This is a genomic window from Bordetella muralis (assembly GCF_965139205.1).
Lineage (GTDB): Bacteria > Pseudomonadota > Gammaproteobacteria > Burkholderiales > Burkholderiaceae_B > Bordetella_A > Bordetella_A muralis.
In genome coordinates this window covers 1-24,599 of sequence record NZ_CBCSIU010000014.1, presented here as the reverse complement: position 1 = coordinate 24,599, position 24,599 = coordinate 1, and the positions used below count along the sequence as shown (strand labels likewise).

At 59.8% G+C, this 24,599-nt stretch carries 17 protein-coding genes; 5 read left to right on the top strand and 12 right to left on the bottom strand.

The features are described 5' to 3' along the window. Window positions 1-132 precede the first annotated feature (132 nt). From earP to ACNA0I_RS18490, 8 genes are all read right to left on the bottom strand, one after another. On the bottom strand, window positions 133-1,323 hold the full coding sequence (gene earP / locus ACNA0I_RS18525; RefSeq protein WP_415807499.1) for an elongation factor P maturation arginine rhamnosyltransferase EarP: 1,191 nt from the start codon (window positions 1,321-1,323) through the stop codon (window positions 133-135). Between the two features lie 11 nt (window positions 1,324-1,334). Continuing rightward, entirely contained in the window at window positions 1,335-2,537 is a 1,203-nt protein-coding gene (locus tag ACNA0I_RS18520) for a DUF2863 family protein (protein WP_415807498.1), read from the bottom strand. A 147-nt stretch (window positions 2,538-2,684) separates the two neighbouring features. Beyond that, a complete protein-coding gene (gene acnA / locus ACNA0I_RS18515) occupies window positions 2,685-5,384 on the bottom strand; it encodes an aconitate hydratase AcnA (RefSeq protein ID WP_415807497.1) in 2,700 nt (899 codons plus the stop codon). Window positions 5,385-5,588: 204 nt separating this feature from the next. Further along, complete coding sequence (locus ACNA0I_RS18510; protein ID WP_415807496.1) at window positions 5,589-9,311, bottom strand: ABC transporter ATP-binding protein/permease; 3,723 nt, start codon at window positions 9,309-9,311, stop codon at window positions 5,589-5,591. Window positions 9,312-9,460: 149 nt separating this feature from the next. Continuing rightward, window positions 9,461-10,039 carry a transglycosylase SLT domain-containing protein gene (locus ACNA0I_RS18505; RefSeq protein WP_415807495.1) on the bottom strand — a complete coding sequence of 193 codons (579 nt, stop codon included), beginning with the start codon at window positions 10,037-10,039 and terminating at the stop codon, window positions 9,461-9,463. 71 nt (window positions 10,040-10,110) lie between these two features. Then, window positions 10,111-12,303 carry a TonB-dependent receptor gene (locus ACNA0I_RS18500; RefSeq protein WP_415807494.1) on the bottom strand — a complete coding sequence of 731 codons (2,193 nt, stop codon included), beginning with the start codon at window positions 12,301-12,303 and terminating at the stop codon, window positions 10,111-10,113. A gap of 176 nt (window positions 12,304-12,479) precedes the next feature. Next, on the bottom strand, window positions 12,480-15,071 hold the full coding sequence (acnB, locus tag ACNA0I_RS18495; RefSeq protein ID WP_415807493.1) for a bifunctional aconitate hydratase 2/2-methylisocitrate dehydratase: 2,592 nt from the start codon (window positions 15,069-15,071) through the stop codon (window positions 12,480-12,482). 206 nt (window positions 15,072-15,277) lie between these two features. Continuing rightward, on the bottom strand, window positions 15,278-16,258 hold the full coding sequence (locus ACNA0I_RS18490; protein WP_415807492.1) for a tripartite tricarboxylate transporter substrate binding protein: 981 nt from the start codon (window positions 16,256-16,258) through the stop codon (window positions 15,278-15,280). A 184-nt stretch (window positions 16,259-16,442) separates the two neighbouring features. Here ACNA0I_RS18490 and ACNA0I_RS18485 point away from each other — a divergent pair, with 184 nt between their 5' ends. After that, window positions 16,443-17,372 (top strand): LysR family transcriptional regulator, encoded by a 930-nt coding sequence (locus ACNA0I_RS18485; protein ID WP_415807491.1) that lies wholly within the window; start codon window positions 16,443-16,445, stop codon window positions 17,370-17,372. Between the two features lie 47 nt (window positions 17,373-17,419). Here ACNA0I_RS18485 and ACNA0I_RS18480 read toward each other — a convergent pair whose 3' ends face one another. Continuing rightward, on the bottom strand, window positions 17,420-17,710 hold the full coding sequence (locus ACNA0I_RS18480) for an antibiotic biosynthesis monooxygenase family protein (RefSeq protein ID WP_415807490.1): 291 nt from the start codon (window positions 17,708-17,710) through the stop codon (window positions 17,420-17,422). Between the two features lie 103 nt (window positions 17,711-17,813). Here ACNA0I_RS18480 and ACNA0I_RS18475 point away from each other — a divergent pair, with 103 nt between their 5' ends. The 3 genes from ACNA0I_RS18475 to ACNA0I_RS18465 all read left to right on the top strand — a co-directional run bounded on the left by ACNA0I_RS18475 (window position 17,814) and on the right by ACNA0I_RS18465 (window position 19,917). Beyond that, on the top strand, window positions 17,814-18,113 hold the full coding sequence (locus tag ACNA0I_RS18475; protein WP_415807488.1) for a YciI-like protein: 300 nt from the start codon (window positions 17,814-17,816) through the stop codon (window positions 18,111-18,113). 112 nt (window positions 18,114-18,225) lie between these two features. After that, a complete protein-coding gene (locus ACNA0I_RS18470) occupies window positions 18,226-19,107 on the top strand; it encodes an EamA family transporter (RefSeq protein ID WP_415807487.1) in 882 nt (293 codons plus the stop codon). Window positions 19,108-19,155: 48 nt separating this feature from the next. Then, the gene (locus tag ACNA0I_RS18465) at window positions 19,156-19,917 is read left to right on the top strand and encodes a TSUP family transporter (RefSeq protein WP_415807600.1); all 762 of its coding nucleotides are present in this window, start codon (window positions 19,156-19,158) and stop codon (window positions 19,915-19,917) included. Between the two features lie 161 nt (window positions 19,918-20,078). Here ACNA0I_RS18465 and ACNA0I_RS18460 read toward each other — a convergent pair. Both ACNA0I_RS18460 and ACNA0I_RS18455 read right to left on the bottom strand, forming a co-directional pair. Next, window positions 20,079-22,443, bottom strand: a 2,365-nt coding sequence (locus ACNA0I_RS18460; RefSeq protein WP_415807486.1) for a DUF3772 domain-containing protein, incomplete at its 3' end; no start/stop codon positions are given. A 120-nt stretch (window positions 22,444-22,563) separates the two neighbouring features. Next, entirely contained in the window at window positions 22,564-23,538 is a 975-nt protein-coding gene (locus tag ACNA0I_RS18455) for a LysR substrate-binding domain-containing protein (protein WP_415807484.1), read from the bottom strand. A gap of 175 nt (window positions 23,539-23,713) precedes the next feature. Here ACNA0I_RS18455 and ACNA0I_RS18450 point away from each other — a divergent pair, with 175 nt between their 5' ends. After that, window positions 23,714-23,914 carry a hypothetical protein gene (locus ACNA0I_RS18450; RefSeq protein ID WP_415807483.1) on the top strand — a complete coding sequence of 67 codons (201 nt, stop codon included), beginning with the start codon at window positions 23,714-23,716 and terminating at the stop codon, window positions 23,912-23,914. Between the two features lie 479 nt (window positions 23,915-24,393). Here the strand turns inward: ACNA0I_RS18450 and ACNA0I_RS18445 are convergent. Continuing rightward, window positions 24,394-24,599 (bottom strand): hypothetical protein (locus tag ACNA0I_RS18445; RefSeq protein ID WP_415807482.1); only part of this gene is annotated, 206 nt, incomplete at its 5' end.

The following is a 24,599-nucleotide window of genomic DNA, read 5'->3' as shown; positions in this document are numbered from 1 at the left end:
ATAGCGCACTCGCCGTGCTTGCGCGCAGAGGGTCCGATACGGGCGGCCCTGCGTGCCCCGGGAGGCAGTCAAAGTCGAGGCCTGGCTCGACGCAACATGCGCGGGCAGAGGTAACTCGGAAAACTCTCTATTCTAGCGTTTCCTGGATAATTTTGCGCAAAATTCAGCCAAGCTGTCCCCTAAATCGAGACGGGCAGCCTGCGCGGCGTCCCAGTCGCGGGCGGCGTCTTGCCAGTTTGCCCAGGCGGGAGAGAGCAGGGAGGCCCTGAGGGCGGCAGATGCCTTGGATATGCTCAGATCAGCCACCAGCGAGGCAGCAGCCGGATCGTCAAGTACGGCGCGCTCGGTATGCAGAGGGGTGTTCCAGGCGCGAATGGCCGCCTGGGCCTCGGCAGGGGCGGGATACCGGGTTAGCCAGGCCTCGAGTTTTTCGAGATGCACGTTCTCTTCCTGAGGATAAATTTGCCACACCAGCGGACGCGCGGCCCAGGCGGCGCGTACGAACGAATCCTCGCCACGAACAAAATTCAGATCGGCACACCACAGCAGGCGATCAAAATCCGGCTGCGGGACGAATGGCACCCGGGCGATCCGCACGTGTTCGCCAGGTGCCAGCGTCTGCTCCAGGCTCGGCGCCACGCCTTCTGGCACCAGCAACAAGGAGGGGCGGGCATCGTCAGCCAGCGCCTTCACCAGTGCGGCTATCGGCGCTTGGGGGTAACAGAATAGCGAGACCAGCCGGGCCCCGGTAAGCCAGTGCTTCAAAGCATCATCGCCCAACCCCAGAGCGCGGAGAAAACTTTCTTGCTGATCGCGAGAGGCCTGAAACGCATCGCGCTCGGCGCTTAACCCCGGCTCGCGCAGCAGTCCGCCCGTGGACGGCGTGAATCCGGGAAAAAAGAAGTACTTGGTCAACCCGTCAGGACGTTGCGATGGCAGACCATGACAGCTCTCGACCCACGGCTCTGCGCTGAGATATTCCAGATTGATCCATATCGGCGGTTGTGCCTGGCCGTCTTGCAGCTGCTGCCGCATGGCCTGCACGAAGGCAGGGGGCGGATCGCAGGCAAAGGCTTCGATGACCACGTTCCCTGGTTCCAGGTCAGGAGGCTCAGGCGTCCAGTGCACAACGTCGATGCCGTCAAACGTCTGCCAACCCGCCTCGGCCGTGATGCCGGGCTGGATGCGGGCAAAGGCCCGTAGATCGTCAACCCACAGCCGTATCGACCACCCGTGTCCCTGCGCCATCCGCCGCGCCAGCCGCCAGCAGACCCCGATGTCGCCGTAGTTGTCGACGACTCGGCAGAAAATATCGGCCTGCATGGCTGGTCCGCTCAGTGGAACTTGGCGGGGGTGGTGTCGGCGTCCTCGGGCAATTCGGCGTGTACGAATTCTCCCAGGGGATTGGGAAATGTCGGCGCACCGCAGTCTTCGCAGTATTCCGCGGGATGGGCGCCAGGAATGTGGCGTACTTCGTGCACGCCGTATTCCTTGAGCAGCGCGGCGATCTCGTCGATCAGCGCCGGCTGATTCTCGTCCTCCTGCGGGTCGTCTTCACGGCCATAGATAGGCCAGACACACCCGTAGTACACATCGTTGCTGTTGCGCAGAGTGAACCCGATGCGGTATTCATCGATATGGCCCTCGCCACAGCCCGCAATCACCGCTCGCAAATCCGAGGCGCTGACATTCACGGCGCCTTCGAGCCAGTTGATGGCAGCGCGCAACGACAACGGCCGTACGCGGCGATCGGCTTCGCGGTTGCTGATGTAATAGGCGTCCGGCAAGAGGCATTCGATACCGCAGCCGGGCATCAAGGTCGCCAGCGAGGGCTGCGCCTGCGCCACCCAATTTGCCAGGCAGGCTTCGCGGTTATAGGCATCGTCTCCGGCATGTTCCTGCCAGCGAAAGATCGGTGCTCGTTCCGGGACCGCCACCGCGCCGACCACATATCTCGTGTCAGCCAACATATTGTTGGGCTCGGTCTCAGTATTTAGGGCAGGCTGGAGCGCTTCGGTATCCAATGCCTGGTTGCCCAGGCGCTGCATCCAGTGCCACGTTTCCGAAAAGGTCCGCGGCATCTGGTCGATACTCACCAGATTCGGCATCAGCACTGCGCGGGTTCCCTCAGCCAGGATATGCCCATGCAGTTGGGCCAGCAGCGTTTGCTGGGCTGCTGCGGGAATGGCTCCCGTCGGAATGGCATAGCGTGTCCAGGCGGCGATAGGAATGACAATCAACAAGACGTCATAACGCTGACCGTCTTTGTCGATCTGCATGGATTCGGACAGGGTCTCGGCCTGTTCGATCAAAACCTCATAGCCGCCGACATCGCGTTGCGAAAGATGGTCCAGCGCAGCCTCCAGCGCGGCATCCTGGCTGTTGCGCAACAGTTTGGAAATCGCCTCGGACAGCAGATTTTCCCAATACAGATCCTCCAAGCGGCTGCCGGAGCGGCTCAATGATAGGGCGAACGAGGCCAAACGCGACGCGTCACGATTCAGGCGGGGGGAGGCGGAACTGCGGACTCGGGCCATGTGTGATGAGGGGCACTCAAAGAGATTGGAACCCCCTAGTTTAACGCCGGTCCGCTCTGTCGGCTCGGGCTGATGCGTGCTGGAAATATCACGTATCAGCCCTGGCCTCCCGGCGGCATCAGTCGCCCCGGGATACTGGGACGCCCGTCAGGCGGCCAACAACTGACGCAGCACGAAGGGCAGAATGCCGCCGTGTTGGTAGTAATCGACCTCGATGGGAGTATCAATACGCAGCAGGACCTGCACGTCTTGCTTGGAGCCGTCGGCGCGGTGGATCGTCAGCGTGACGTCTTGCATGGGCTTGATACCGTTTTCCAGGCCCGAGATATCAAAGGTCTCGGTGCCCGTGATGCCCAACGAGACAACGCTGTCATCGCCCTTGAATTGCAGCGGCAGAACGCCCATTCCCACCAGGTTGCTGCGGTGGATACGTTCGAAGCTACGAGCCACCACGGCCTTGACGCCCAGCAACTGAGTGCCCTTGGCCGCCCAGTCGCGCGACGAGCCCGTGCCGTATTCTTCGCCGCCGAATACCACCGTGGAGGTGCCCTGCGCGACATATTTCATCGCGGCATCATAGATGGACATCTGTTCGCCGGTGGGCTGGAACAACGTTTCCCCCCCTTCGACTCGGCTGCCATCGGGCAAGGTCGGGATCATCAGGTTCTTGATCCGCACATTGGCAAAGGTGCCGCGCATCATGATTTCATGATTGCCGCGACGCGAGCCGTAGCTATTGAAGTCGGCCTTCATCACGCCGTGTTCTTTGAGCCATTTGCCGGCGGGCGAGGTTTCCTTGATCGAGCCAGCCGGAGAGATGTGGTCGGTCGTCACCGAGTCGCCAAAGATACCCAGCGCGCGTGCCCCCTGGACGGTCGGGATCGCGCCCGGCACCATACCAAAGCCCTCAAAGAAAGGCGGCTCGGCGATATAGGTAGAGTCAGGCCAGTTGTACGTTTCGCCCGTCACGCCCTTGATGTTTTCCCACAAGTCGCCCGGATTGGTCTTGACCTGGCCGTAGTTGGTGCGGAAAGCCTTGGGGTTCAGCGCATATTTGAGCAGCGCGTCGACTTCTTCGGTGGTGGGCCAAATGTCGCCCAGCCACACGTCGCCCTTTTTGCCCCTGCCCACCGGCTCGGTCATCAGATCGCGCGTGATCGTGCCTGCCAAGGCATAGGCGACGACCAGAGGGGGAGAGGCCAGGAAATTGGCCTTGATGTTCGGGTGAATCCGCGCTTCGAAGTTGCGGTTGCCCGACAGCACTGCTGCGCAGACCAGGTCGTTGCCGAGAATGGCTTCGTTCAAATCCGGCGTCAGATCGCCCGCGTTGCCGATACACGTGGTGCAACCATAGGCGGCAATGTCAAAGCCCAGTTGTTCCAGATAGGGCAGCAGGCCGGTTTTGGTCAGGTATTCCGTGACTACGCGGGATCCGGGGGCCAGCGAGGTCTTGATGTGCTTGGGCACCGTCAAGCCGGCCTTGACGGCCTTTTTCGCCAGCAGGCCGGCCGCCAGCAGCACGCTGGGGTTGGACGTGTTGGTGCAGGAGGTAATGGCGGCGATCAGAATGTCGCCATTCTTGATCTGTGTGCCCGTGCTGGTGGTGAAGACCTGATCCAGCTTTTCTGCCGGCTGGTTAAAGCCGTTTTCTGCGGTCGGCTTGGAAAACAGGTCGCTAAACGTGGTCTTGACGTTGCCGATTTCGATCCGGTCTTGCGGACGTTTCGGGCCGGCCAGCGAGGGGGTGACCGTGGACAGGTCCAGCGTCAGCAGCTTGGTGTAGTTGATGTCCTTGGCCTTGGGAACGCCGAACATCTTTTGAGCCTTGAAATAAGCCTCGAACGCCGCGATTTCCTCGGGCGTGCGGCCCGTGCCACGGAAATAATCGATGGTGCGCTCGTCTACCGGGAAAAAGCCCATCGTGGCGCCATACTCCGGCGCCATGTTGCCGATCGTGGCGCGCTCTGCCACCGACAGACTGGCCGTACCCGGGCCGCAGAATTCCACGAACTTGCCGACGACCTTTTCGCGACGCAGCATTTCCGTAATGGTCAGTACCAGGTCGGTTGCGGTCACGCCGCCGCGCAACTGGCCTTTGAGCTCGACACCCACCACGTCGGGCGTCAGGATATAGACAGGTTGGCCCAGCATGCCAGCCTCGGCCTCAATGCCGCCTACGCCCCAGCCGACCACGCCGATCCCGTTGATCATTGTGGTGTGGCTATCGGTGCCCACCAGCGAGTCGGGGTAATAGACGTTGTCTTTCTTATGGACGCCGCGAGCCAGATATTCCAGGTTGACCTGGTGAACGATCCCAAAGCCCGGAGGCACCACGCCAAAGGTATCGAATGCCTGCATGCCCCATTTCATGAACTGGTAGCGCTCTTGGTTGCGCTTGAATTCCAGCTTCATATTTAGGTCTAACGCATCTTTCGTGCCGAAATAATCGATCATGACCGAGTGGTCGACGACCAGGTCGACCGGGACCAGGGGCTCGATGCTTTTGGGGTTCTTGCCCATTTTCTCGGCGACCGAACGCATGGCGGCGATATCGGCCAACAGCGGCACGCCGGTGAAATCCTGCAGCACGACACGTGCTACGACAAAGGGGATTTCGTCTTCGCGTTTGGCGTTGGCCTGCCAGTTGGCCAACTGCTTGATGTGGTCTTCGGTGACCTTTTGGCCGTCACAGTTGCGCAGTACTGATTCGAGCACGATGCGAATCGAGACCGGCAGACGCTGCACGTCGACTCCCAGCGCCTTGCCCAGGGCCGGCAGGGAATAGAACTGACAGGATTTGTCGCCGATCTTGAAATTCTTGAGGGTATTAAACGTGTTGTGCGGCATGATGGGACTCCGTGGGTGTGGGACCGCGTAAAGCTGCCATTTTCTGGCCTTTTGGCGCGTTTGTCATGTGATGCAGAGACATCGCTATGTTGCTTATTTTAGTCTTATGTCTTATATAAGACTATAGGGGTGACACAAAGTTCTCGCTGTTTTCAGACAATTTGTCATGGGTTTCGACCAGCGAGAGAACCGGCACGATCAGCGTCATTGTCGCGCCGCCTGCATTTGCCGGTTGACCAGATTTGCATAAGCGCCACCTTGTTGCAGCAACGCATCGTGCGTGCCCGACTCCACTATTCGTCCGCCAGCTACCACAGCAATGGTATCGGCTTGGCGTATGGTCGACAGGCGATGCGCAATGATCAGGGTGGTGCGATGGCGCATCAACTCGGCCAAGGCCTGGTGCACCTGGGCTTCACTGATGGCATCCAGATGCGACGTGGCTTCGTCCAGAATCAGAATCGGAGCGTCGCGCAAGAATGCCCGCGCAATGGCGATGCGCTGGCGTTGGCCGCCCGACAACGCCACGCCGCGTTCGCCTACAGGAGTTTGCAGACCCTCAGGCAGGCCGGCGACAAAATCCGACAGCGCAGCGCGTGCCACAGCCTGATTCAATTCGTCCTGGCTGGCATGGGGGCGGGCCAGGCGGATGTTGTCTTCCAGCGTACCGTTGAGCAACCAGGTGTCCTGGGCCACCAGTGCGATACGGCTGTACAACGCATCCAAGGTCAGTTCCGGCAAGCGTTCTTCTCCGATGCGCACCGCACCTTCCTGCGGATCCCAGAACCGCAGCAACAGGCTTGCCAAGGTGCTTTTCCCGGCGCCCGACGGGCCGACCAGCGCCAGTGTCGCTCCTGCTGGTAACGAAAGCGATACGCCGCGCAGGGCCGGTTGCTGCCGGCCCGGATAGGTGAATGTGACATTCTCAAACGCTAACGGCAGACCCTTGCCCGTCAGGGGAGGTGCAAGCGGGCCGTCTATGACAGGTACCGGCTCGTCGTGAATCGTGCGCAAGCGCCGCGTAGAGGCCAGCGTATCCGCCAACTGGCGGCTGACCTGCGCGATCTCGGATACGGGTAGAAAGGCGGCCACCGACAGCAACATCAGTAACGGCAGCAGACCGGCCGCCAGCGCGCCTTGCGTGACCCACCAGGCGCCTGCCGTCGCCACGGCCAGGCCGCCCAGGCCCGTTGCGATCTCCAACAGGGCGCTTTGCCGCGACAAGTCGGCCAGCAGTGTCAATCGCACGCGTTGGTAATCCTGGCAGATCGTCAAAAAGGCGTTACGTCGGCGCCCCGTCGCGGAAAAGGCCACCAGATCGGACAGCCCCTGGATGGTCTCTGCGAGATGCGCGCTCAGCAATCCCAGCGCCTGCCTGGCGCGGCTGCCCTGTGCGTCTACGCGAGCGCGATTGAGCCAGGGCGACAGCCCGGCCCATAGCAAAAAGGGCAGCAACGCCAACATCAACGGCCAGGCGGCGACCCCCAGGATGGCCAAGACAATGACAGGTACCAATATGGCAACAAATGCGGGCGCCACCGTGTGCGCATAGAAATACTCGACCGTTTCAACATCCTGTGTGGCCAGGCCGACCAAATCCCCAGAACGGCGGCGCAATAGATACGCAGGGGCCAGCGACTCGAGTTTTTGATACAGCGATATCCGCATTTCCGCCAGTAGCTGATAGGCGATCGCGTGGGCGAGCCAGGACTCGATCCAATGCAGCGCGGCCGCCGCGATGGCCGCGGCAAAGAGCCCGATCAGCAAACCATCGAACGGCTCGCCATTTTTCAGCCGGGCAATGACGAGCGCGCCCAGCACCGACACGCCGATAAAGGCTGCCACCCGCCCGATGCCACTGCCGACGGTGATGGCAAATTGTTTTTTCCAAGGGCGGATGATTTCCGTCAAGGTTTGCAGCACCTGACGTGTCGTGATGTCCCGTGCCTCGGTATCTAACGAGGCGGGGGCAGGGCGCTTGTGATCGTCGCCGGCCGAGGCCGCCGTGGCGTCACCGGCGAGGATACCGTCGCTTCTAGTGCCGAGAGTGCCTGCTGTTTGCGGCAGTGACATCAATGGGCTCTGTACGCTGTCCGCCAATTCCCCCCGGGACTCCCCTGGCGCCGCATGCAGTGAGTCCTGTTGCCCTCCCATCAATTGGCGATACAGCGTATCGCCCGCCATCAAGGTCTCGTGAGTGCCTGTTTCTGCAATGCGTCCACCATCCAGCACCAGGATACGATCTGCGCCAATCACGCTGGACAATCGATGCGCCAGCACCAGCGTCGTGCGGCCGCGGCTGAGCCGGTCCAAGGCTTGCTGAATCTCGGCCTCATTTTCGGCATCCACCGATGACAGGGCCTCATCCAGAATCAAAATCGGCGTATCGCGCAACAAAGCGCGGGCAATGGTCAGCCGCTGGCGTTGTCCCCCGGACAATTGCGTACCGCGCTCTCCCAAGACCGTCTGATAGCCCTGCGGCAACGCCGAAATAAATGCGTGCGCATTGGCCGCCATTGTTGCCGCGAGGATTTGGTCCGGCGTGGCATCGGGGCGCGCCATCAACAGATTTTCCTCCACTGTGCCGTGAAACAGCGTGCTGTCCTGTGCTACCAACGAAATGCTGGCCCGCACGGTCTCGGGATTCAGCGTGCGCAGATCACGGCCATCTATCTCGATGACACCCGATTGAGGATCATGCAGACGCAGCAAAAGGCGCACCAAGGTCGATTTGCCAGACCCGCTGGGCCCGACGATTCCCACGCGCTCACCAGGACGAATCTCGAAATCCATGCCTTGATGCGTGATCTGCCGCCCGCCGGGATAAGAAAACGCGACTTGTCGAAAGGCAATGGCCAAGCCACCTCGCTGCCTGGATGATGACATGGCAGATCGTTGGGCATCCGTGTGATCGGTCTGTGGCCTGCTCGTCGTTGATGACAACGACCCACCAAGGGATGCTCCTTGCGGCGCCGACGTCGTCGCGTCCAACAGCGCACGCACGCTGGCCGCCGCCGACTGTCCCATCAGCCCATTGTGCAGCACCGCGCGCATATCGCGCAGCGGACGGAAAATTTCCGTTCCGGCCATCAACACCACCAGCAGCGCCGCCAGCTCCATCTGACCTTCGGCCACGCGCCAGGCGCCCAGTGCCAAGGCCGCCGCCGCACCGACCGTGATTCCGATATCTGTCGCAAAGCGGGCCGAGACCTCGCGTCCCAGTACCTTGAACGTGTTATCCGACAGCGCCCGCGCGCGCTGCGCCAGGCGCTCGCCCCACAAACGGCTCTGGCCAAAGGCCTTGAGCGTAGGCAGCCCCTGCATCGCATCCAGAAACTCTTCACCAAACGCCTTGAATGCGCGGGCCCGTTGACGCGAGGCATCTTTGTGGCTGCGGTGTGCTGCCAGGGGCAGGACCAACGTGATCAGCGCCGCCACCAACAATACCGATGCTACCGGCCAATCCCACCAGGCGATGAACGCAAAAATCACGATAGGAGCGCAGGCCGCAATAAATAATTGCGGCAGATAGCGCCCAAAAAAAGTCTGCAGTTGTTCTACTCCGTCGATCACGGCCAGCATGACGCCGCCCGTGCGCTGGCCGCCGAACCAGGCCGGTCCCAACTCCACAATCTTGTCGTAAAGCTGAGCGCGCAGATTATTCTGAATCAGCGCCGCATTGCGATTGGCCAGCAAATTCAACGCGTGCTCAAAGCCGCCGCGCAGCACGATTGCCAGTGCCGCGCCAGCCAGGGGCCACCAAAGCGCCGTGCCGCTCGCGCCGGCAAACAATTCCGCCAGGAATTTTCCCAACAGCGCAAAGCGCGCAATGCCCGCTGTCAGCCCCAAGAGCCCCAACAGGGCACACACCAACATCCGCAACCGTACACCGCGCGTCATCGCCCAGAGGGTGGAGTCAAAATACATGCTGCTTCCTTATGGATGGTGGCAGCGTTGCAGGCGCGGCCAACCTCTACCCTAACACTTCGCAGTATGACGGATCAGAGGTGCCTGCCTATGACAGGCCGCGTGGCATAGGCAGTTGGCATTAAATTGGTGCCGATCACGCCGGGTTATCAGCCTTTTTCGCAATTGCGATACTGTGCTCCAAATCGCTCGGCTCGTGCCTGGACCAGCCGAGCGACCCGTTTTAGCCATGCTTTGCTTTCATAACTGCGGTTGCGATAACCCGTCCAGCCTTCGTGATAATTCAGATACTGACCGTAGGCGTCCCATTTCGATACGCCATTCAGACGCTGAGACTTGCTGATGTACCAGCCCATGAAGTCCAACGAGTCCGCCAGATCGTCCCGGCTCGACGTCCAGCCTCCGGCTTCACGTTTATAGTCCGCCCAGGTCTCGTCTTTGGCTTGCGCATAGCCGTACGCCGAGCTGACGCGGCCCCAGGGAATAAAGCCAAGGAAATAATAGCGAGGGGGCAGGGCGTCGTGCCGAAAGCTCGACTCCTGGTACATCATGGCAAAGGGCACCTGCACCGGCACCCCCCATTTCTCGCGCATATCTTCCGCCGCACGCCGCCAACTGGGCTTTTCACGAAAAATTTCGCAGAGGTTTTCGGGGTTGGACGGCGGCGTCGTCGCGCAGCCGCCCAACATGATTGCCAACAGGGTCAGCGCCAGTGGCCCTAATTTCATTGCCGGTTCCTTGTTCAGGGGATGGCGGCATTCTAAGCGTTATGGGCCCCGGTGCCGATATTCGGGCTTGTTCAGAAGTCGACGGACATCGACAGCTTATAGACGCGACCCGTGCCGTGAGTGAGCTGGCCAAAGGAGTTTCCTACCGTGGACCAATACTTTTTGTCAGTGACGTTATCTACGCCAGCACGCCATACTACGTTATGGCCATCGATCTTGGCCGCATAACGAGCCCCCAAATCGATTCGGGTCCATGCCGGTATTTTGCCGGTGTTATCGATATTGACATACTGCGACCCGCGGCGTTGAACATAGGCCTGCAACGTCAAACCGGTGAGTGCGGGCACATCCCATTCCGCGCCCATTATCGCCTGGTAACGAGGGACACCGATCGCGTCATTTCCGTCTTGCTCGGCGCCGGCCGTGCCTCGCAGCTCGGGGTCCATGAAGGTTATCCCGCCCAACAGCCGTACGCCTTTCATCGGCTCGCCGTAGATATTCATCTCGAGCCCGCGATTGCGCTGCGAGCCGGCGATACCAAATACGAGATCCGAGTTTGTATAGGCTTCGGGCTTCTCGATCTGGAAAACACCGATATTTCCGCCTATATCGCCGAAATCAAACTTGACGCCGGCTTCCGTCTGTTTAGTGCGATAAGGAGCGAGCGTGTCGCCAAAATTGACGGCGCCAGACGGTGCGGAATCGCCTTTGCTCAACCCTTCGATGTGGTTCACATAAAACGACACCTCTTCCCACGGACGGACGACCAAGCCGTAAGCAGGCGTCCACACTGATTCATCATAAGTCGTGGTGTGGACACCATTGGTGTCGTAGAGTTTGTCTTTGATCGTTTGACGTCGTACGCCGAGCGTCAGAAAGACGCGATCATCCAGGAACGACAACTGATCCGACAACGCAAAGCTGGTCAAATCGGTACGGCTGCTGGCGTGCGGATCGTCCATGTCACCGCCCACAAACGTCGTAGGCGGACGATCAAAGTACTCGGGATCATAAATGTCGATCGGGCTGCGGGCGCTCGTCTCCCACGCTTGTCTGACGCGCGTCTGCAGCCTGGACACCCCAATATTCACCAAATGGCCGACTGGCCCGGTCTGGAATTTTCCGCGCATGCCAATTTCGCCGCTGACCGAGTCGCGCGTGTACGGCACAGTCAATCGACCCACAGTCCCCTTGCCATCGCCGTCAACAATAGGCTGACCATAATCGCCGTTCTCGCGATCGTGGCTGGTACCGATGGCTGCATAACCCATCCAGTTGCTGGTGAGGTCATATTCCGCGCGAAGCACGCCATACGTGCTTTCCAATTCGCTGTACGTCCACGGTTGTCCGTAGTTCGTGCTATTGGATGGCGGAGACGGCACATCGGGGCCGCTGAGCCTGATCGTGGGGCGTGGTTGCGAATAACGATATTTTTGATAGCCCGCGTCCAACGACACCCGTAGCTTTTCGCCCAGATAATCCAGGCCCACGGTGCCCACTGTCATGCGCTCGCCTGCATCGTCGACGTCGGTGTCGCCATCGCGATGGGCGGCATTGACCCGGATACCGAATTCCTGGTTTTCGCCCCAGCGTCGCCCAATATCGACGCTGCCACCCACCCGAGAATCACTGGTGTAATCGATCGTCGCCCGGGTCAACGGATCCACCCCGGCTCGCTTGGGCTGGATGTTGATAGAGCCTCCCAATCCCGAGCCGCCCGGCGCGGCCCCGTTCAAGAAAGCATTTGCCCCTTTCAGGATTTCGACCCGCTCTACCATCTGGGTCGGTAACACTTGACGCGGCAAAATGCCGTACAGACCGTTGAATGACAAATCGTCATTGTTCAGCGCAAAGCCACGGATAGAAAACGTTTCGGCCGAATTCCCAAAGCCATTCCCCACTTGTACCGAGGAATCATTCTTGACAACATCGCCCAACGTGCGCGCCTGTTGATCCTCAATCAGCTTGGACGTATAGCTGGTGACCACAAAAGGCGCGTCCATATTGTCGATATTGCCCAGCACCCCCAACTGCCCGCCTCGCGCCACTTGCCCGCCTGCGTACTCTACGGAGGTCGGCGCAGAAACACTGGATTCGCCCGTAACTGTCGTTTCTTCCAGCGTGGTGACGCTGCCTTGTACAGTTTGAGACCAAGCCGGCGCTCCAGTGAGCACTCCTGCTGATAATGCGGTATGTAAAGCAATGCTGAGCGGTTTGAGACGGATGCGACCTGCTGGCCGCGCCCGGAAGGCGAAGGTAGGCATAGGAATAGGGAGGTTTTCAGGGAATAGCAATAAGAATCTCTTTTATTATCGTGATGATATCGAAGTTAAGCAATCTTTCATTTTTCAGCCCGAGCCGGCCCGTCTCATAAAACAAAACGGCCCCGGGAAAAATCCCGGGGCCGTTCCACCTACGACTGCAGTCGATAGCGACCGAGTTACACCTCAATCACCGCAGCCACATCCTTGTAATCATCGATCTTGTCGAAGTTCAAGTACTGATAGATCTGGTCGCCGCTCTTGTTGATGACGCCCATATCCGCCATGTACTCGTCCTTGGTCGGGATGCGACCCAGACGCGAGCAGATCGCAGCCAACTCAGCCGAGCCCAGATACACATTCGTGTTCTTGCCCAGACGGTTCGGGAAATTACGCGTGCTCGTCGACATCACCGTCGCGCCTTCGCGCACCTGGGCCTGGTTACCCATGCACAGCGAGCATCCCGGCATTTCCGTACGGGCACCAGCCGTACCGAACACGCCGTAGTGGCCTTCTTCGGTCAGTTGTTGCGCGTCCATCTTCGTCGGCGGAGCCACCCACAGCTTGACCGGAATATCGCGCTTGCCTTCGAGCAGCTTGGATGCCGCACGGAAGTGGCCGATGTTGGTCATGCAGCTGCCGATGAACACTTCGTCGATCTTGGCCCCGGCGACTTCAGACAAGGTCTTGACGTCGTCCGGGTCGTTCGGGCAAGCCACGATCGGTTCATGCACGTCGGCCAGATCGATCTCGATCACCGCGGCGTATTCGGCGTCGGCATCCGGTTCCAGCAGCTTGGGATCAGCCAGCCAGGCTTCCATGGCCTTGATACGGCGGCCCAGCGAGCGCTCGTCTTCGTAGCCATTGGCGATCATCCACTTCAGCATCACGATGTTGCTGTTGATGTACTCGATGATCGGTTCTTTGTTCAAGCGCACCGAGCAGCCGGCGGCCGAACGTTCGGCCGAGGCGTCCGACAGTTCGAAAGCCTGTTCCACTTTCAGGTCGGGCAGACCTTCGATTTCCAGGATGCGGCCGGAGAAGATGTTCTTCTTGCCTTGCTTGGCCACGGTCAACAAGCCTTGCTTGATGGCGTACAGCGGAATCGCATTCACCAGATCGCGCAGCGTCACGCCGGGCTGCATCTTGCCCTTGAAACGCACTAGCACCGATTCCGGCATATCCAGCGGCATCACGCCCGTCGCGGCAGCGAACGCCACCAGGCCCGAGCCGGCGGGGAAAGAAATCCCGATCGGGAAACGGGTGTGCGAGTCGCCGCCCGTGCCCACCGTGTCAGGCAGCAACATGCGGTTGAGCCACGAGTGGATCACGCCATCGCCCGGGCGCAGCGAAATACCGCCACGCGTGCTGATGAACTGGGGCAGCGTGTGGTGCGTCTTGACGTCCACAGGCTTCGGATAGGCTGCCGTGTGGCAGAACGATTGCATGACCAGATCCGCAGAAAAGCCCAGGCAAGCCAGGTCTTTCAACTCGTCGCGGGTCATGGGGCCGGTCGTGTCCTGGCTGCCCACCGACGTCATGCGGGGTTCGCAGTAGGTATTCGGGCGCACGCCTTGGCCTTCGGGCAGACCGCAGGCGCGGCCGACCATCTTCTGGGCCAGCGTGAAACCCTTGCCCGAATCAACCGGATTCTTCGGCAGACGGAACAGCGTCGAGGGAGGCAGGCCCAGTGCTTCGCGCGCCTTGGCCGTCAGGCCGCGGCCGATGATCAGCGGAATACGGCCGCCGGCGCGTACTTCGTCAAACAGCACATCGGACTTGACTTGGAATTCGGAAATGACTTGGCCGTCTTTCAGGGCCTTGCCCTCGTAGGGGCGCAGTTCCACCACGTCGCCCATTTCCATCTTGGACACGTCCAGCTCGATCGGCAGGGCGCCCGCGTCTTCCATGGTGTTGTAGAAAATGGGAGCAATCTTGCTGCCCAGGCACACACCGCCAAAACGCTTGTTGGGCACGAACGGGATGTCTTCGCCCGTGAACCACAGCACCGAGTTGGTGGCGGATTTACGCGAAGAACCGGTGCCGACCACGTCACCCACATAGGCGACCAGATGGCCTTTTTCCTTCAGCGATTCGATGAATTGCACCGGACCGCGTTTGCCGTCTTCCTCGGGCTGGAACGCTGCGCCATCGCGCTTGTTCTTCAGCATGGCCAGCGCGTGCATCGGAATATCCGGGCGCGTCGTGGCGTCAGGGGCGGGCGACAGATCGTCGGTGTTGGTTTCGCCGGGGACCTTGAATACCGTGATGGTCAGGCTCTCGGGCAGCGCGGGGCGGCTGGTGAACCATTCCGCATCGGCCCAGCTTTGCAGCACGGCTTTGGCGTTGGCATTGCCCTTGTCGGCCTTTTCTTTGACGTCATGGAACGCGTCAAACATCAACAGGGTTTTCTTCAGCGCGTCGGCAGCGATGGTGCCGACCTCGGCATCGTCCAGCAATTCGATCAGCGGGCCGATGTTGTAGCCACCCAACATGGTGCCCAACAATTCGGTTGCTTTGGCCCGGCTGATCAGGGCACACGATTCTTTGCCCAGCGCGACAGCGGCCAGATAGGATGCCTTGACCTTGGCGGCATCATCCACGCCGGCGGGCACGCGGTGGGTCAGCAGATCCAGCAGATTGTCTGCTTCGCCTGCGGGCGGGTTTTTCAGGAGCTCGATCAGGTCGGCAGTTTGTTGAGCCGACAGCGGCAGCGGAGGGATGCCCAGCGCAGCGCGCTCGGCAACATGTTGACGGTACGTTTCCAGCATGAATAGGCCTGCATAAAAATCGGGTTGCGGGAAGGGTCTTCGAGGCCGATTGTAGAGGCTGGAGGGGGTGGGGGCAAGTGTCTTATATCTTATATAAGACTTGATTGATTCAGTATGGATTTCAAATCCATATTGTCTCTGGGGGCATGCCGCGTGTCGGGCCGCTGGCCACGCCCGTCGCNCGCGGCCCGACGCGCGCAATAGGACTATTGCAGCTTTATATTGCGCTCTTGCACGAGCTTTTTGCCCTGGATGGTCTCTTTAGCCAAATAAGTCTTCAACTCTTCGGGCGTGCCGCCAATAGGTTCGACTCCGATGGTATCCATTGTGGTCTTCACTTTGGCATCGCTCAGGGCCTGGCGCATTGCAGCGTTGAGTTTTGCGACAATCTCCGGCGGGGTGCCGGCCGGTGCGAAAGCCGCGAACCAAGGCGTCAACTCGTAACCCGGCAATCCGGCCTCCGCTACGGTGGGGACGTCAGGCAGCGCCGACGAGCGTTTGGCCGTCGTGACCGCCAAGGCTTTCAATTTGCCCGACATGATATGCGGTTTGGCCGACGTCACACTGTCGAACATATAGTCCACCTGGCCGCCCAGCAGATCCGCTACGGCGGGGCCGCTGCCCTTGTAGGGCACATGCAGCATGTCGATTCCCGCCATCGACACGAAAAGCTCGCCAGCCAGATGAATCGACGTGCCGACGCCGGCTGAGGCAAAGGTGTAGTGACCAGGCTGCTCCTTGGCTTTGGCGATGACATCGGCAATGCTCTTGCTGTCAACGCGCTGCGGGTTGGTGACGAGCACATTGGGCACGATAGCCAGCAACGAAATGGGCGCAAAATCCGCTTGTGGGTCGTAATTCAGGTTGTCGTACAGTGCCGGATTGACCGCCATGCCATTGGCCGCGATCATGATCGTATAGCCGTCGGGCTTGGCGCGCGACACCATCGCTGCGCCGATATTTCCGCCCGCACCTGCGCGGTTCTCGACCACGAACGAGGTGTTCAGTTGCCGGCCCATGGCTTCGCCCAATGTCCGGGCAATATTGTCCATCGCTCCGCCGGGCGGGAATGGCACCACCCACGTTATCGGACGTTCGGGATACTCGGCGTGGGCAGCCGCGACGGCTCCCGACAACGCGCCCGCCGCGCAGAGCGCGGCCAGCGGCTTTAAAAATCGGCGATGCATGACTGAATGTCTCCTTGGTGTTGCAGAGCACTCCAGGTCCGCGATGATTATCGCGATAGCGTTCATTGCCGTGATTGCCATACCTGAAACAAGTGCTTTTCGGCGTAGCCGAAGTATGCCGCTCGATTTTTCGCGGGTCCAAGACTATATTGGTTGCTTTCTATACCTGAAAGGTATGCGTTTTATGGAACTCCGGCACTTACGCTATTTCCAGGCGGTTGCGCAGGAAGGCAGTTTCACACGAGCGGCGGTCCGATTGCATATCGCTCAACCGCCGCTCAGCCGGCAGATTCGTCAACTCGAAGACGAGCTAGGCGTCACTTTGATAGAGCGTGGTTCGCGTGCGCTGAAATTGACCGAGGCTGGCCGGTTTTTGCTGGAACAGTCGCTGCAGTTGACGGCGCGTCTTGACGAAATTGTGCAAGGCACCCGCCGCCTTGGACGGCACGAACGTGGGTGGTTCGGCATCGGCTTTGTGCCGTCTACGCTGTATGGCTTCGTGCCGGAACTGATCCGACGTTTGCGTGAGGCCGACCCGCGCATTGAAGTCGGCTTGGCTGAGATGACGACCTTGCCCCAGCTCGAGGCGCTCAAGGCTGGACGCATCGATGTAGGGATTGGCCGTATTCTGCTTGATGACCCCGCGATCGAACGCCGTGTGCTGATGGCCGAGCCCTTAGTGGCGGCGCTGCCATTGCGGCACCCCTTGGCGCGGCGCCGGCGCGTAGGCATTGCAGAGCTTGCCGAGCAACCTTTTGTGCTCTATCCGGCGCGTCCGCGACCCAATTATGCGGATCACGTGCTTGGCTTGTTCCGCGCGGCGGGCCACACCCCGCGTGTCGTCCAGGAGGCCAACGAACTGCAGACTGCGATCGGCCTGGTGGCGGCAGGCCTGGGAGTGACTGTCGTACCTGCGTCGGTACATCGTTTGCATCGCGCGGACATCGCGCATGTGCCTATCGACGCCAATACTTTCGTGTCCCCCGTTATCCTCAGCTATCGGAAAGACGATCACTCGCCGTTCCTGGCCGATGCGATTGCACTTGCCGTGCAATTGGCCAACGCGGAAGCCGCAGGCGCCAAGCAAACCGCCGCGTCTCCTTCCGATACCTGACAAGGTTCGGTCAACGATGACCGAACCTTCAGTGCGACGAGCAGTTCTTACAGCACTTTGGCCTCATGATGCACTTGCGGCGGTTGCGCGAAATGCGGACCGACCAGCTTGCGCCATTCTTGAAAGTCGGCGGACTCCCGAAAATCGACCATGTGATTTTCGACCGTTTCCCAGTCCACGACCAACGTGTATTGCTGGGGATTTTCTATCGATCGATGCAGTGCCATGCCATGGCAGCCCTTGGCACGCAGAAACAGCGGCTTGGCTTGTGCCACGCCGGCTTCGAACTGAGCCTCGTGCCCGGCGGTAACGAGAATACTGGCGATTTCCTGGATCATCTGGATTTCTTCCTTGATGTAGTGGACAACTGATAAGCGAGACGAACAAAACTCACGGCAGGTATGATCAAGCTACCTAGTGACTTTAGCGCAGGAGCGTGCCATGCATTATCTGATGTTTTACGACCTGGTCCCCGATTATCTCGAGCGGCGCGGCGCATTTCGCGACGAGCACCTGGCATTGGCGCGCGCAGCCGTAGCCCGCGGTGAGTTGGTAGTGGCCGGCGCTTTGGCCGATCCTGCTGATCAGGCGGTGTTGTTATTCAAAGCCGATTCCCCCGCCGTGGCCGAAGCGTTTGCCAAAGCGGACCCGTATGTGAAAGCAGGTCTGATCAAACAATGGCGGGTACGTTCATGGACTACCGTCGTCGGCGAACTAGCCGAACACCCTGTACCGGGCTGAGCTTGTATTCAGCAGGTTGTCAGTCTTGCGGTGCGTTGATGGCGTGTCCGCATACAGGCGTATGATGCCGCCTTTGTCCTGACATTTCTGCCCGGTACTGGCCGCACTGCTCATGCCACTTTCACATTTGTTGTTGGCGTTGTCCGTCGTCTTCATTTGGGGGACGAACTTCGTGGTCATCAAATGGGGGTTGGCGGAGTTTCCCGCATTCCTCTTTGCGGCATTGCGATTTTTGCTGTCGGCGCTGCCCTGGATATTCGTATTCCGCCGCCCGGCAGTGCCGTGGAACATGCTGGTGCGCGCTGGCCTGTTGTTGGGTGTAGGGCAGTTTGGCCTGGTTTATTGGGCGATGCGCCAGGACATCTCGCCAGGCTTGGCCTCCCTGGTCGTGCAAGCGCAAGTGTTCTTCACCATCATCATGTCGATGATCATGACAGGGGAACGCGCGCGGCCATTGCAAATCGCGGCGCTCGTGTTGGCAACGAGCGGTTATGCGGTCGTCGCATGGCGCAGTGCAACTGACCCGGCTGCCGCCGTCACGCTGCTTGGCTTGGGCTTGGTATTGGCTGCCGCATTCTGCTGGGCATGTACCAACATGGTCATGCGTGGTGCGGGCAGAGTCAATATGGTGGCCTTTACCGCCTGGAGTTCGCTCTTTGCCATCATTCCTTTGCTGATCATCAGTCTGCTGATAGACGGGCCCGCGAATGTGATCGGCGCCTTGACGCATGCCAGTGGCTGGGGGTGGTTGGCTGCACTGTGGCAAGGCGTGGGCAATACCGTGTTCGGATTTGGCGCTTGGGGGTGGTTATTGGCGCGCCATCCCGCTGTTACCGTCACGCCGTTGGCGTTATTGGTGCCGGTCTTCGGTATTCTGTCGTCGGCAGTGCTGCTTGGCGAAGCACTACCCGCCTGGAAAATCATCGCGGCCGCCCTGGTGTTGGGCGGCTTGTCTTTAAACGTTTATGCGAGCCGTGTGCGGAGCAAACGATAACGATATGCCGTGGCAGCGCTTCGCTATGGCGTACATACTCATCGATACATGACGCTGGTTGATCATCTATTGTTCCTGGGTTGCGTGGCCTTGGCCACCTATGCCCAGACCATGACAGGTTTTGCCTTCGGCCTGGTCTTGCTCGGGCTGACAGGGCTGTTGTCTTTGGCACCGTTGCCCGAGATGTCCAACGTAGTGAACATGCTGACGCTGGTCAATGCCGTGGTGGCGCTGAGTGGCACGCGTGCAAAATTGGACTGGTCTTTGATTCGCACGCCATTGATCGCCAGCCTGGTCGGGGTGGCGTTCGGCGTCTTTGCGCTGGAATGGATCAGCGGCAGCGCCGTATTGTTGCTGCGTGGCCTTTTGGGCTTGACCATTCTGGCCTGCGCCGTCATGTTGATCGCCCGCAGCCGGCCATTGGAGCAGGTCTCACCGCGAGCCTCCTTCATCTCATATGGCTTGGTGGCCGGCGTACTGGGCGGCCTGTTCTCCAGCGCCGGGCCGCCTATGGTGTATCTCCTTTATCGACAGCCCTTGCCCTTGTCCGTGATACGGAACAGTCTGCTGGTCTTGTTTGCAGCCAACGCAGTGGTGCGCCTGTCTTTGGTCGCGGCCAACGGCAGCCTGAGCGTGTCGTCCCTATGGATGGGCCTGGAGGCTTTGCCTGTTGTCGTCATCTTGACGTGGCTCGTGCGGCGCTATGCCTCCAAAGACTCGGTGAAAATGGTCAAGCGCCTGGTCTTCGTGCTATTGATGATTGCGGGATTGGGATTGTTGATTCCCGTGACTCAGGCGCTATTGACATAGATCGAGAACACAGACCGAGGCGTGGCACGGATGCGTGCCACGTTGCGTTCACGGCTGTGTTTTCGATTCGGCGGATGCGGCAGGTTTAGGTGGTTCCGGATCCTCGGTGCTTTGCACCTCAGCAGATGCCGCGGCGGGCTCTGATCCTGCCGTAGGCGCCNGCGCCGGCGCAGGCGCCAGCATCATCGTCGACGGCGTAGACAATGGCAATTTCGCATTCGCCAAACGTTGCAGCACGTCATATAACAACGCACTGCGTACGCTATACGCATTGCGTGGCGTGCTGACATATCCGCGTGCGTTAAACAGCAAATGCCCGTTCTCAATGCCTTCCAGATAGACATTGGGGGCGGGAGTGTCCAGCACCCCTTCGTTCGCAGCGAATGCCTCCAGCATGACGTCGCGCACACGCTCTACATCCGCATCCAGCGGCATGGGCAGCTTCACTTGCACCAAGCCCAACGGATTGTCATGCGTCACATTACGTACCGTTTTCGTCACGAACTCTGAGTTCGGCACGATCACGGTGGACCGATCCGCCATTTGTATTTCCGTCGCACGCACATTGATGCGCAAAATATCGCCCTCGACCCCGCCGAGCGATACCCAGTCTCCGACTTTGACCGGCCGTTCAGCCAACAGAATGAGGCCCGACACAAAATTCTGTACCACCGCCTGCAGCCCGAAACCGATCCCCACCGACAACGCACTGGCAATCCACGCGACGCGTTCCAGGCCGATCCCTAACGCCGATAACGACAGCGCAACCGCCAGCACCACGCCCGCATATCCAAACAAGGTCGCGGCTGATAACTGCATGCCCGGATCTAGCTCTGTCGTGGGCAGATATCGATTCGCCAGCCAACGCTTGAGCACGCGCACGCCCAACAGACAAAACGCGAGCACGAGCAAACCCTGCATCAACGCGCCGGGACGCAAGTGCACCTCGCCGATTTGCAACCCGGTGAGCAGTTGGTTCATCCGGTGCAGCAGATCCGATGGTCCTTCGCCAAATGGCGCCAGCAGCAGCGTGGCGGCCAGCAAGCCCACCGTCACTCTTCCGATTCCAGCCAATAGCACGGCCGCCTGGCCACGCAGTCGTTTGCGCGCGTCGTCTTCGCTGTCCGGCGCGGGCGCCAACAGCGTGCTGAAACCATCGGTGATCAGGATCGACAGCAGATATGCAAAACACAGAATTGCCAGCGTCCACAATACTTGCTTGACGACAAAACTGCCGAACGCGACATACCCGGCAAGCAGGCTCACGACGCTGCATGCCAGAATCGCCCACGTGATGCCTATGAATATCGAGAGCCAGAACGGGCGAGGCGGTAGGGGCTGATCGTCGGCGCCGTGCTCCAACTGTTTGCGCAACCGAGTGCTGCGTCGCAGCCCCCATGCCAACGTGGCTATCAACGCCAGGGCGGCTATCGACGTCGCCAAAATCGTCGTGGTCAAGCTGGCGTTCAATAAGATCGGCAGCTCGTCACACAGCCAGATCACTACGACCAATATGCCGAGCAGAGTCGGTAAATGGCGCAGACCTTGCGCTACATCATCGTGAATCGATGGCAAGCGCCAGCTGGACCGTTCGGGCGAAAGCAAAGCATGACCCAGCCCTGCCACACAGCCGCCAAAGCATACGACTGCCACCAGGCTGCTCAACAAATCGCGCGTATCGTCGGACAGCCCGGCATTCCAGGTCACCCCGGCATACAGCAGGGCGGCGATGACGCCCGGGGTTGCCGAGGCCAGGATCACAATGCAGATGGCCAGGAACGATCGGCGCAATCGGCCGGGCGGGACGCGTGTGGCGGTCAGTCGCAACAACAATCGGCTAAAGGCCACGCGCAATAGCAGCGTGATACCAATGGCCACTGCCAGCACGAGCCAGATAGCGCCCTGAGTGCTGGTGACAGCCTCCCGCAATTCTTGACTCCGCTCAGTGAGGCGCCTCCAGTCGCGGGGCAGATCGCTGCGTAGCTCCTTCCAGAACGTATCCCCCACAATCGAGTCGCGGCGCTCTCCCAGCCGGGCTTGAAACTCTGTGCGCCGCAACGTAGATATCTGCTCGGCAGTCTGCGCCGCCTCTACCGCAAGCAAACGCGCCAGCTTGGTTTGCGAGTCCAGCTTCCGGTTGTCTTGTTGCAGCTGTGTGCGCTGCGCCGCGACATCTGGCGCTTCGCGCGTCCCCTCAGGCGGCTGGCCCAGCTCTGACAGCCTGGCAGTCACCGCGGCCAATTGCGGAGTCAGGGCCTCGGCCAAGGTATTGGCACGCGACTGGATATCCAGCACATCATTGCGCCAGCGCACGAGTTGCGCGTCTTCGCCGCCGTCTTCCAACCGTTCCCGGATCTGGTCGATCTGCTTGCGAGCGTCGGTCAGCGCAGTTTCCGCGTCGGCGGCACTGGGCGGTCCCTCTGGTTGCGCGGCCGCCAATCCGGCGACCCCCAACCAGAGCCATATCGTCATTGCCGCCAGCAGGCGGGTCCAGCAGGCGCGTGAGCCGCGCGGGAACTGCATCATGATGGGCGAACCTCGCGCATCCAGTAATAACGATGCAGCATAGCAAGCGTATCGGGTGTCTGGTGCAACAAAACCTGTTTGGATGCACCAGTTGGTCCAGAACGACACCCGTGAATCCGATCAGGATACAGAGGGTGGCCGGGACGCCTCAGTGGCATTTGGGGCATTTTCCGTGTGGCTAGCGATCAGCATGTCGCGTGATCGCTCCAGTTCATCACGTATCCATTGCCTTAAAGCGGACAACGGCAGCCAATCTCTCAACCCGGGGGGATACACCAGGTGATAAGTCTCCGCAGGCTCGAAATCTATACTTACCGGTGATACTTTCACCAACCTGCCCGCCCGCAAGGCATCGACCGCCAGCAGCTCACGGCCCAGTGCCAGCCCAAACCCCTGTTCGACGGCCTCCAGCATCATGCCGACATCGTTGAACGAGGCCACCGGCGTGACATTTGCGGTCAATCCTGCCGCCGCGAACCATTGCCGCCACAGTTCCTTGTCCCCCAGCAACGGCTGACGCGCCAGCGTTTCCGGACGCAAATCGGCTAATTGGTCTACGGTGGCAGGGGCTGCCAACACAATGAGTGGCATCGGAATATCGAAAAGCGGCTCCGACATCACACCTGGCCAAGGGCCTCGTCCTGAGCGCAGCGCGGCATGAAAGCCGTCGCGCTGCAGGTCGGCCAACTGCTGGGACGTCTCGATTTCCAACGTCAAATTGGGATGGCGCTGGCGCCAACGAGCCATTCGTGGCAATAGCCATCGCTGTGCAAAAGACGGCAATACCGACACGCGCAGATGCTGGTCAGCGCCCTGGGCAAAAGACGCCGCTGCCATCACGCCGTCATCCAGCTGCGCCAAGGCGCTTTGCACGCTGCATAGCAGTGCCCGGCCTGCGCAGTTCAGGGTCACGCGCCGCCCTTGGCGATCAAACAGCGTAAATCCCAGTTGTTCCTCCAGCACACGAATCTGCTGACTGACCGCGCTGTGGCTCAGGTGCAGCCGCTCCGCGGCGGCACGCAGATTCTGCAATTCGGCCACGGCGCGGAAAGCGGGCAGGGTGTTCAAAGGCAATCGGCTCATGCTGGTAAGCATAACCGACCAATGTGGGTAGAACAATGCGATTCACAGCGCGCCATTGTGCTTTTACGCTAACCAGTGTGGGACATCCACTTGGGAGACACATATGGAATCGCCGGGAATACTCTCTGCTGCAAACACTGCAACCCCCCAACTAACCGCTTCGCTCCGCGCTGTGGCTGTGCCGCGCATGACCCGCGCCGCAGGGTTTTGGACCGCCTGGTGGCGAGCCTTTCTGATTCGCCGCGCTAGAAAACAAACGGTTGTTGCCCTGAGCGAACTGGACACTGACGTATTGCGCGACATCGGCGTTCCAGAGTCGTTGCTGGGCGAAGCCGAAGCCACGCGTCGATTGGACGAGAATCGTCGGGCTTTCTGGTTATGGTCTTGATACGGAGCGCGGCAGGCCCGGAGTATCGATGCGATCCTGCTGCCGTTATATATAGAGACTCGATGAGGCGACCCTACGGGCAGCCGCGGCCGCCTCTACGGTGTGTCGTCATTTATCTATACACAGATATAGGGAGCGCAGGGACGGGGGGCTCAACTTGATGAGGGTGCTTGACTGTATTTGGCTGTATATCAGGCACCATGCGTATATAAAGAGGGCTGAATGATCCTGCCGATAGGATGATTAGACTCGTTAATTCGTCCTGTTTGCGTCACGCAATTGTCATGTGCTATAGTCTCGCTCCTTCGCTGCTTGAACGCGAATTCAGACGAAACGCAGTTTCGGTTGAGACGGGATCAAGCGGTGGGGCCGAAGTGGTAACGCAGTAAATTCCCGCGACGATGATTATTTGAGATCTAGTTGCACCGAGTTTAAAAAGTGTGTTAATATTTCGGGCTCGGCAGTTGGTGAGGTTAGGGTTAACCCTGATATCCCGAATGACCGAGGCAGCGACTGGGGTGACCTGGTGGCTGTGAGGTGATGAAGCGTTCAGATCGAAACGAAAACGAATCGATTTGACAGCGTGAAAAAAAGCCTTCATAATCTCGTTTCTCTGCTGCTGACACAGTAGCAGATGCGAAGCGAAAGCGACGCAGGTGCAGGACCCGCTCTTTAACAACGAAAC

Bases quoted from the DNA above. Each gene is read 5' to 3' on its own strand.
- ACNA0I_RS18510 (WP_415807496.1), bottom strand. From the start codon at position 9,311: ATGTATTTTGACTCCACCCTCTGGGCGATGACGCGCGGTGTACGGTTG.
- ACNA0I_RS18490 (WP_415807492.1), bottom strand. From the start codon at position 16,258: ATGCATCGCCGATTTTTAAAGCCGCTGGCCGCGCTCTGCGCGGCGGGC.
- ACNA0I_RS18465 (WP_415807600.1), top strand. From the start codon at position 19,156: ATGACGCTGGTTGATCATCTATTGTTCCTGGGTTGCGTGGCCTTGGCC.
- ACNA0I_RS18470 (WP_415807487.1), top strand. From the start codon at position 18,226: ATGCCACTTTCACATTTGTTGTTGGCGTTGTCCGTCGTCTTCATTTGG.
- acnB (WP_415807493.1), bottom strand. From the start codon at position 15,071: ATGCTGGAAACGTACCGTCAACATGTTGCCGAGCGCGCTGCGCTGGGC.
- earP (WP_415807499.1), bottom strand. From the start codon at position 1,323: ATGCAGGCCGATATTTTCTGCCGAGTCGTCGACAACTACGGCGACATC.
- ACNA0I_RS18505 (WP_415807495.1), bottom strand. From the start codon at position 10,039: ATGAAATTAGGGCCACTGGCGCTGACCCTGTTGGCAATCATGTTGGGC.
- ACNA0I_RS18455 (WP_415807484.1), bottom strand. From the start codon at position 23,538: ATGCTTACCAGCATGAGCCGATTGCCTTTGAACACCCTGCCCGCTTTC.
- ACNA0I_RS18485 (WP_415807491.1), top strand. From the start codon at position 16,443: ATGGAACTCCGGCACTTACGCTATTTCCAGGCGGTTGCGCAGGAAGGC.
- ACNA0I_RS18480 (WP_415807490.1), bottom strand. From the start codon at position 17,710: ATGATCCAGGAAATCGCCAGTATTCTCGTTACCGCCGGGCACGAGGCT.
- ACNA0I_RS18475 (WP_415807488.1), top strand. From the start codon at position 17,814: ATGCATTATCTGATGTTTTACGACCTGGTCCCCGATTATCTCGAGCGG.
- ACNA0I_RS18520 (WP_415807498.1), bottom strand. From the start codon at position 2,537: ATGGCCCGAGTCCGCAGTTCCGCCTCCCCCCGCCTGAATCGTGACGCG.
- acnA (WP_415807497.1), bottom strand. From the start codon at position 5,384: ATGCCGCACAACACGTTTAATACCCTCAAGAATTTCAAGATCGGCGAC.
- ACNA0I_RS18450 (WP_415807483.1), top strand. From the start codon at position 23,714: ATGACCCGCGCCGCAGGGTTTTGGACCGCCTGGTGGCGAGCCTTTCTG.
- ACNA0I_RS18500 (WP_415807494.1), bottom strand. From the start codon at position 12,303: ATGCCTACCTTCGCCTTCCGGGCGCGGCCAGCAGGTCGCATCCGTCTC.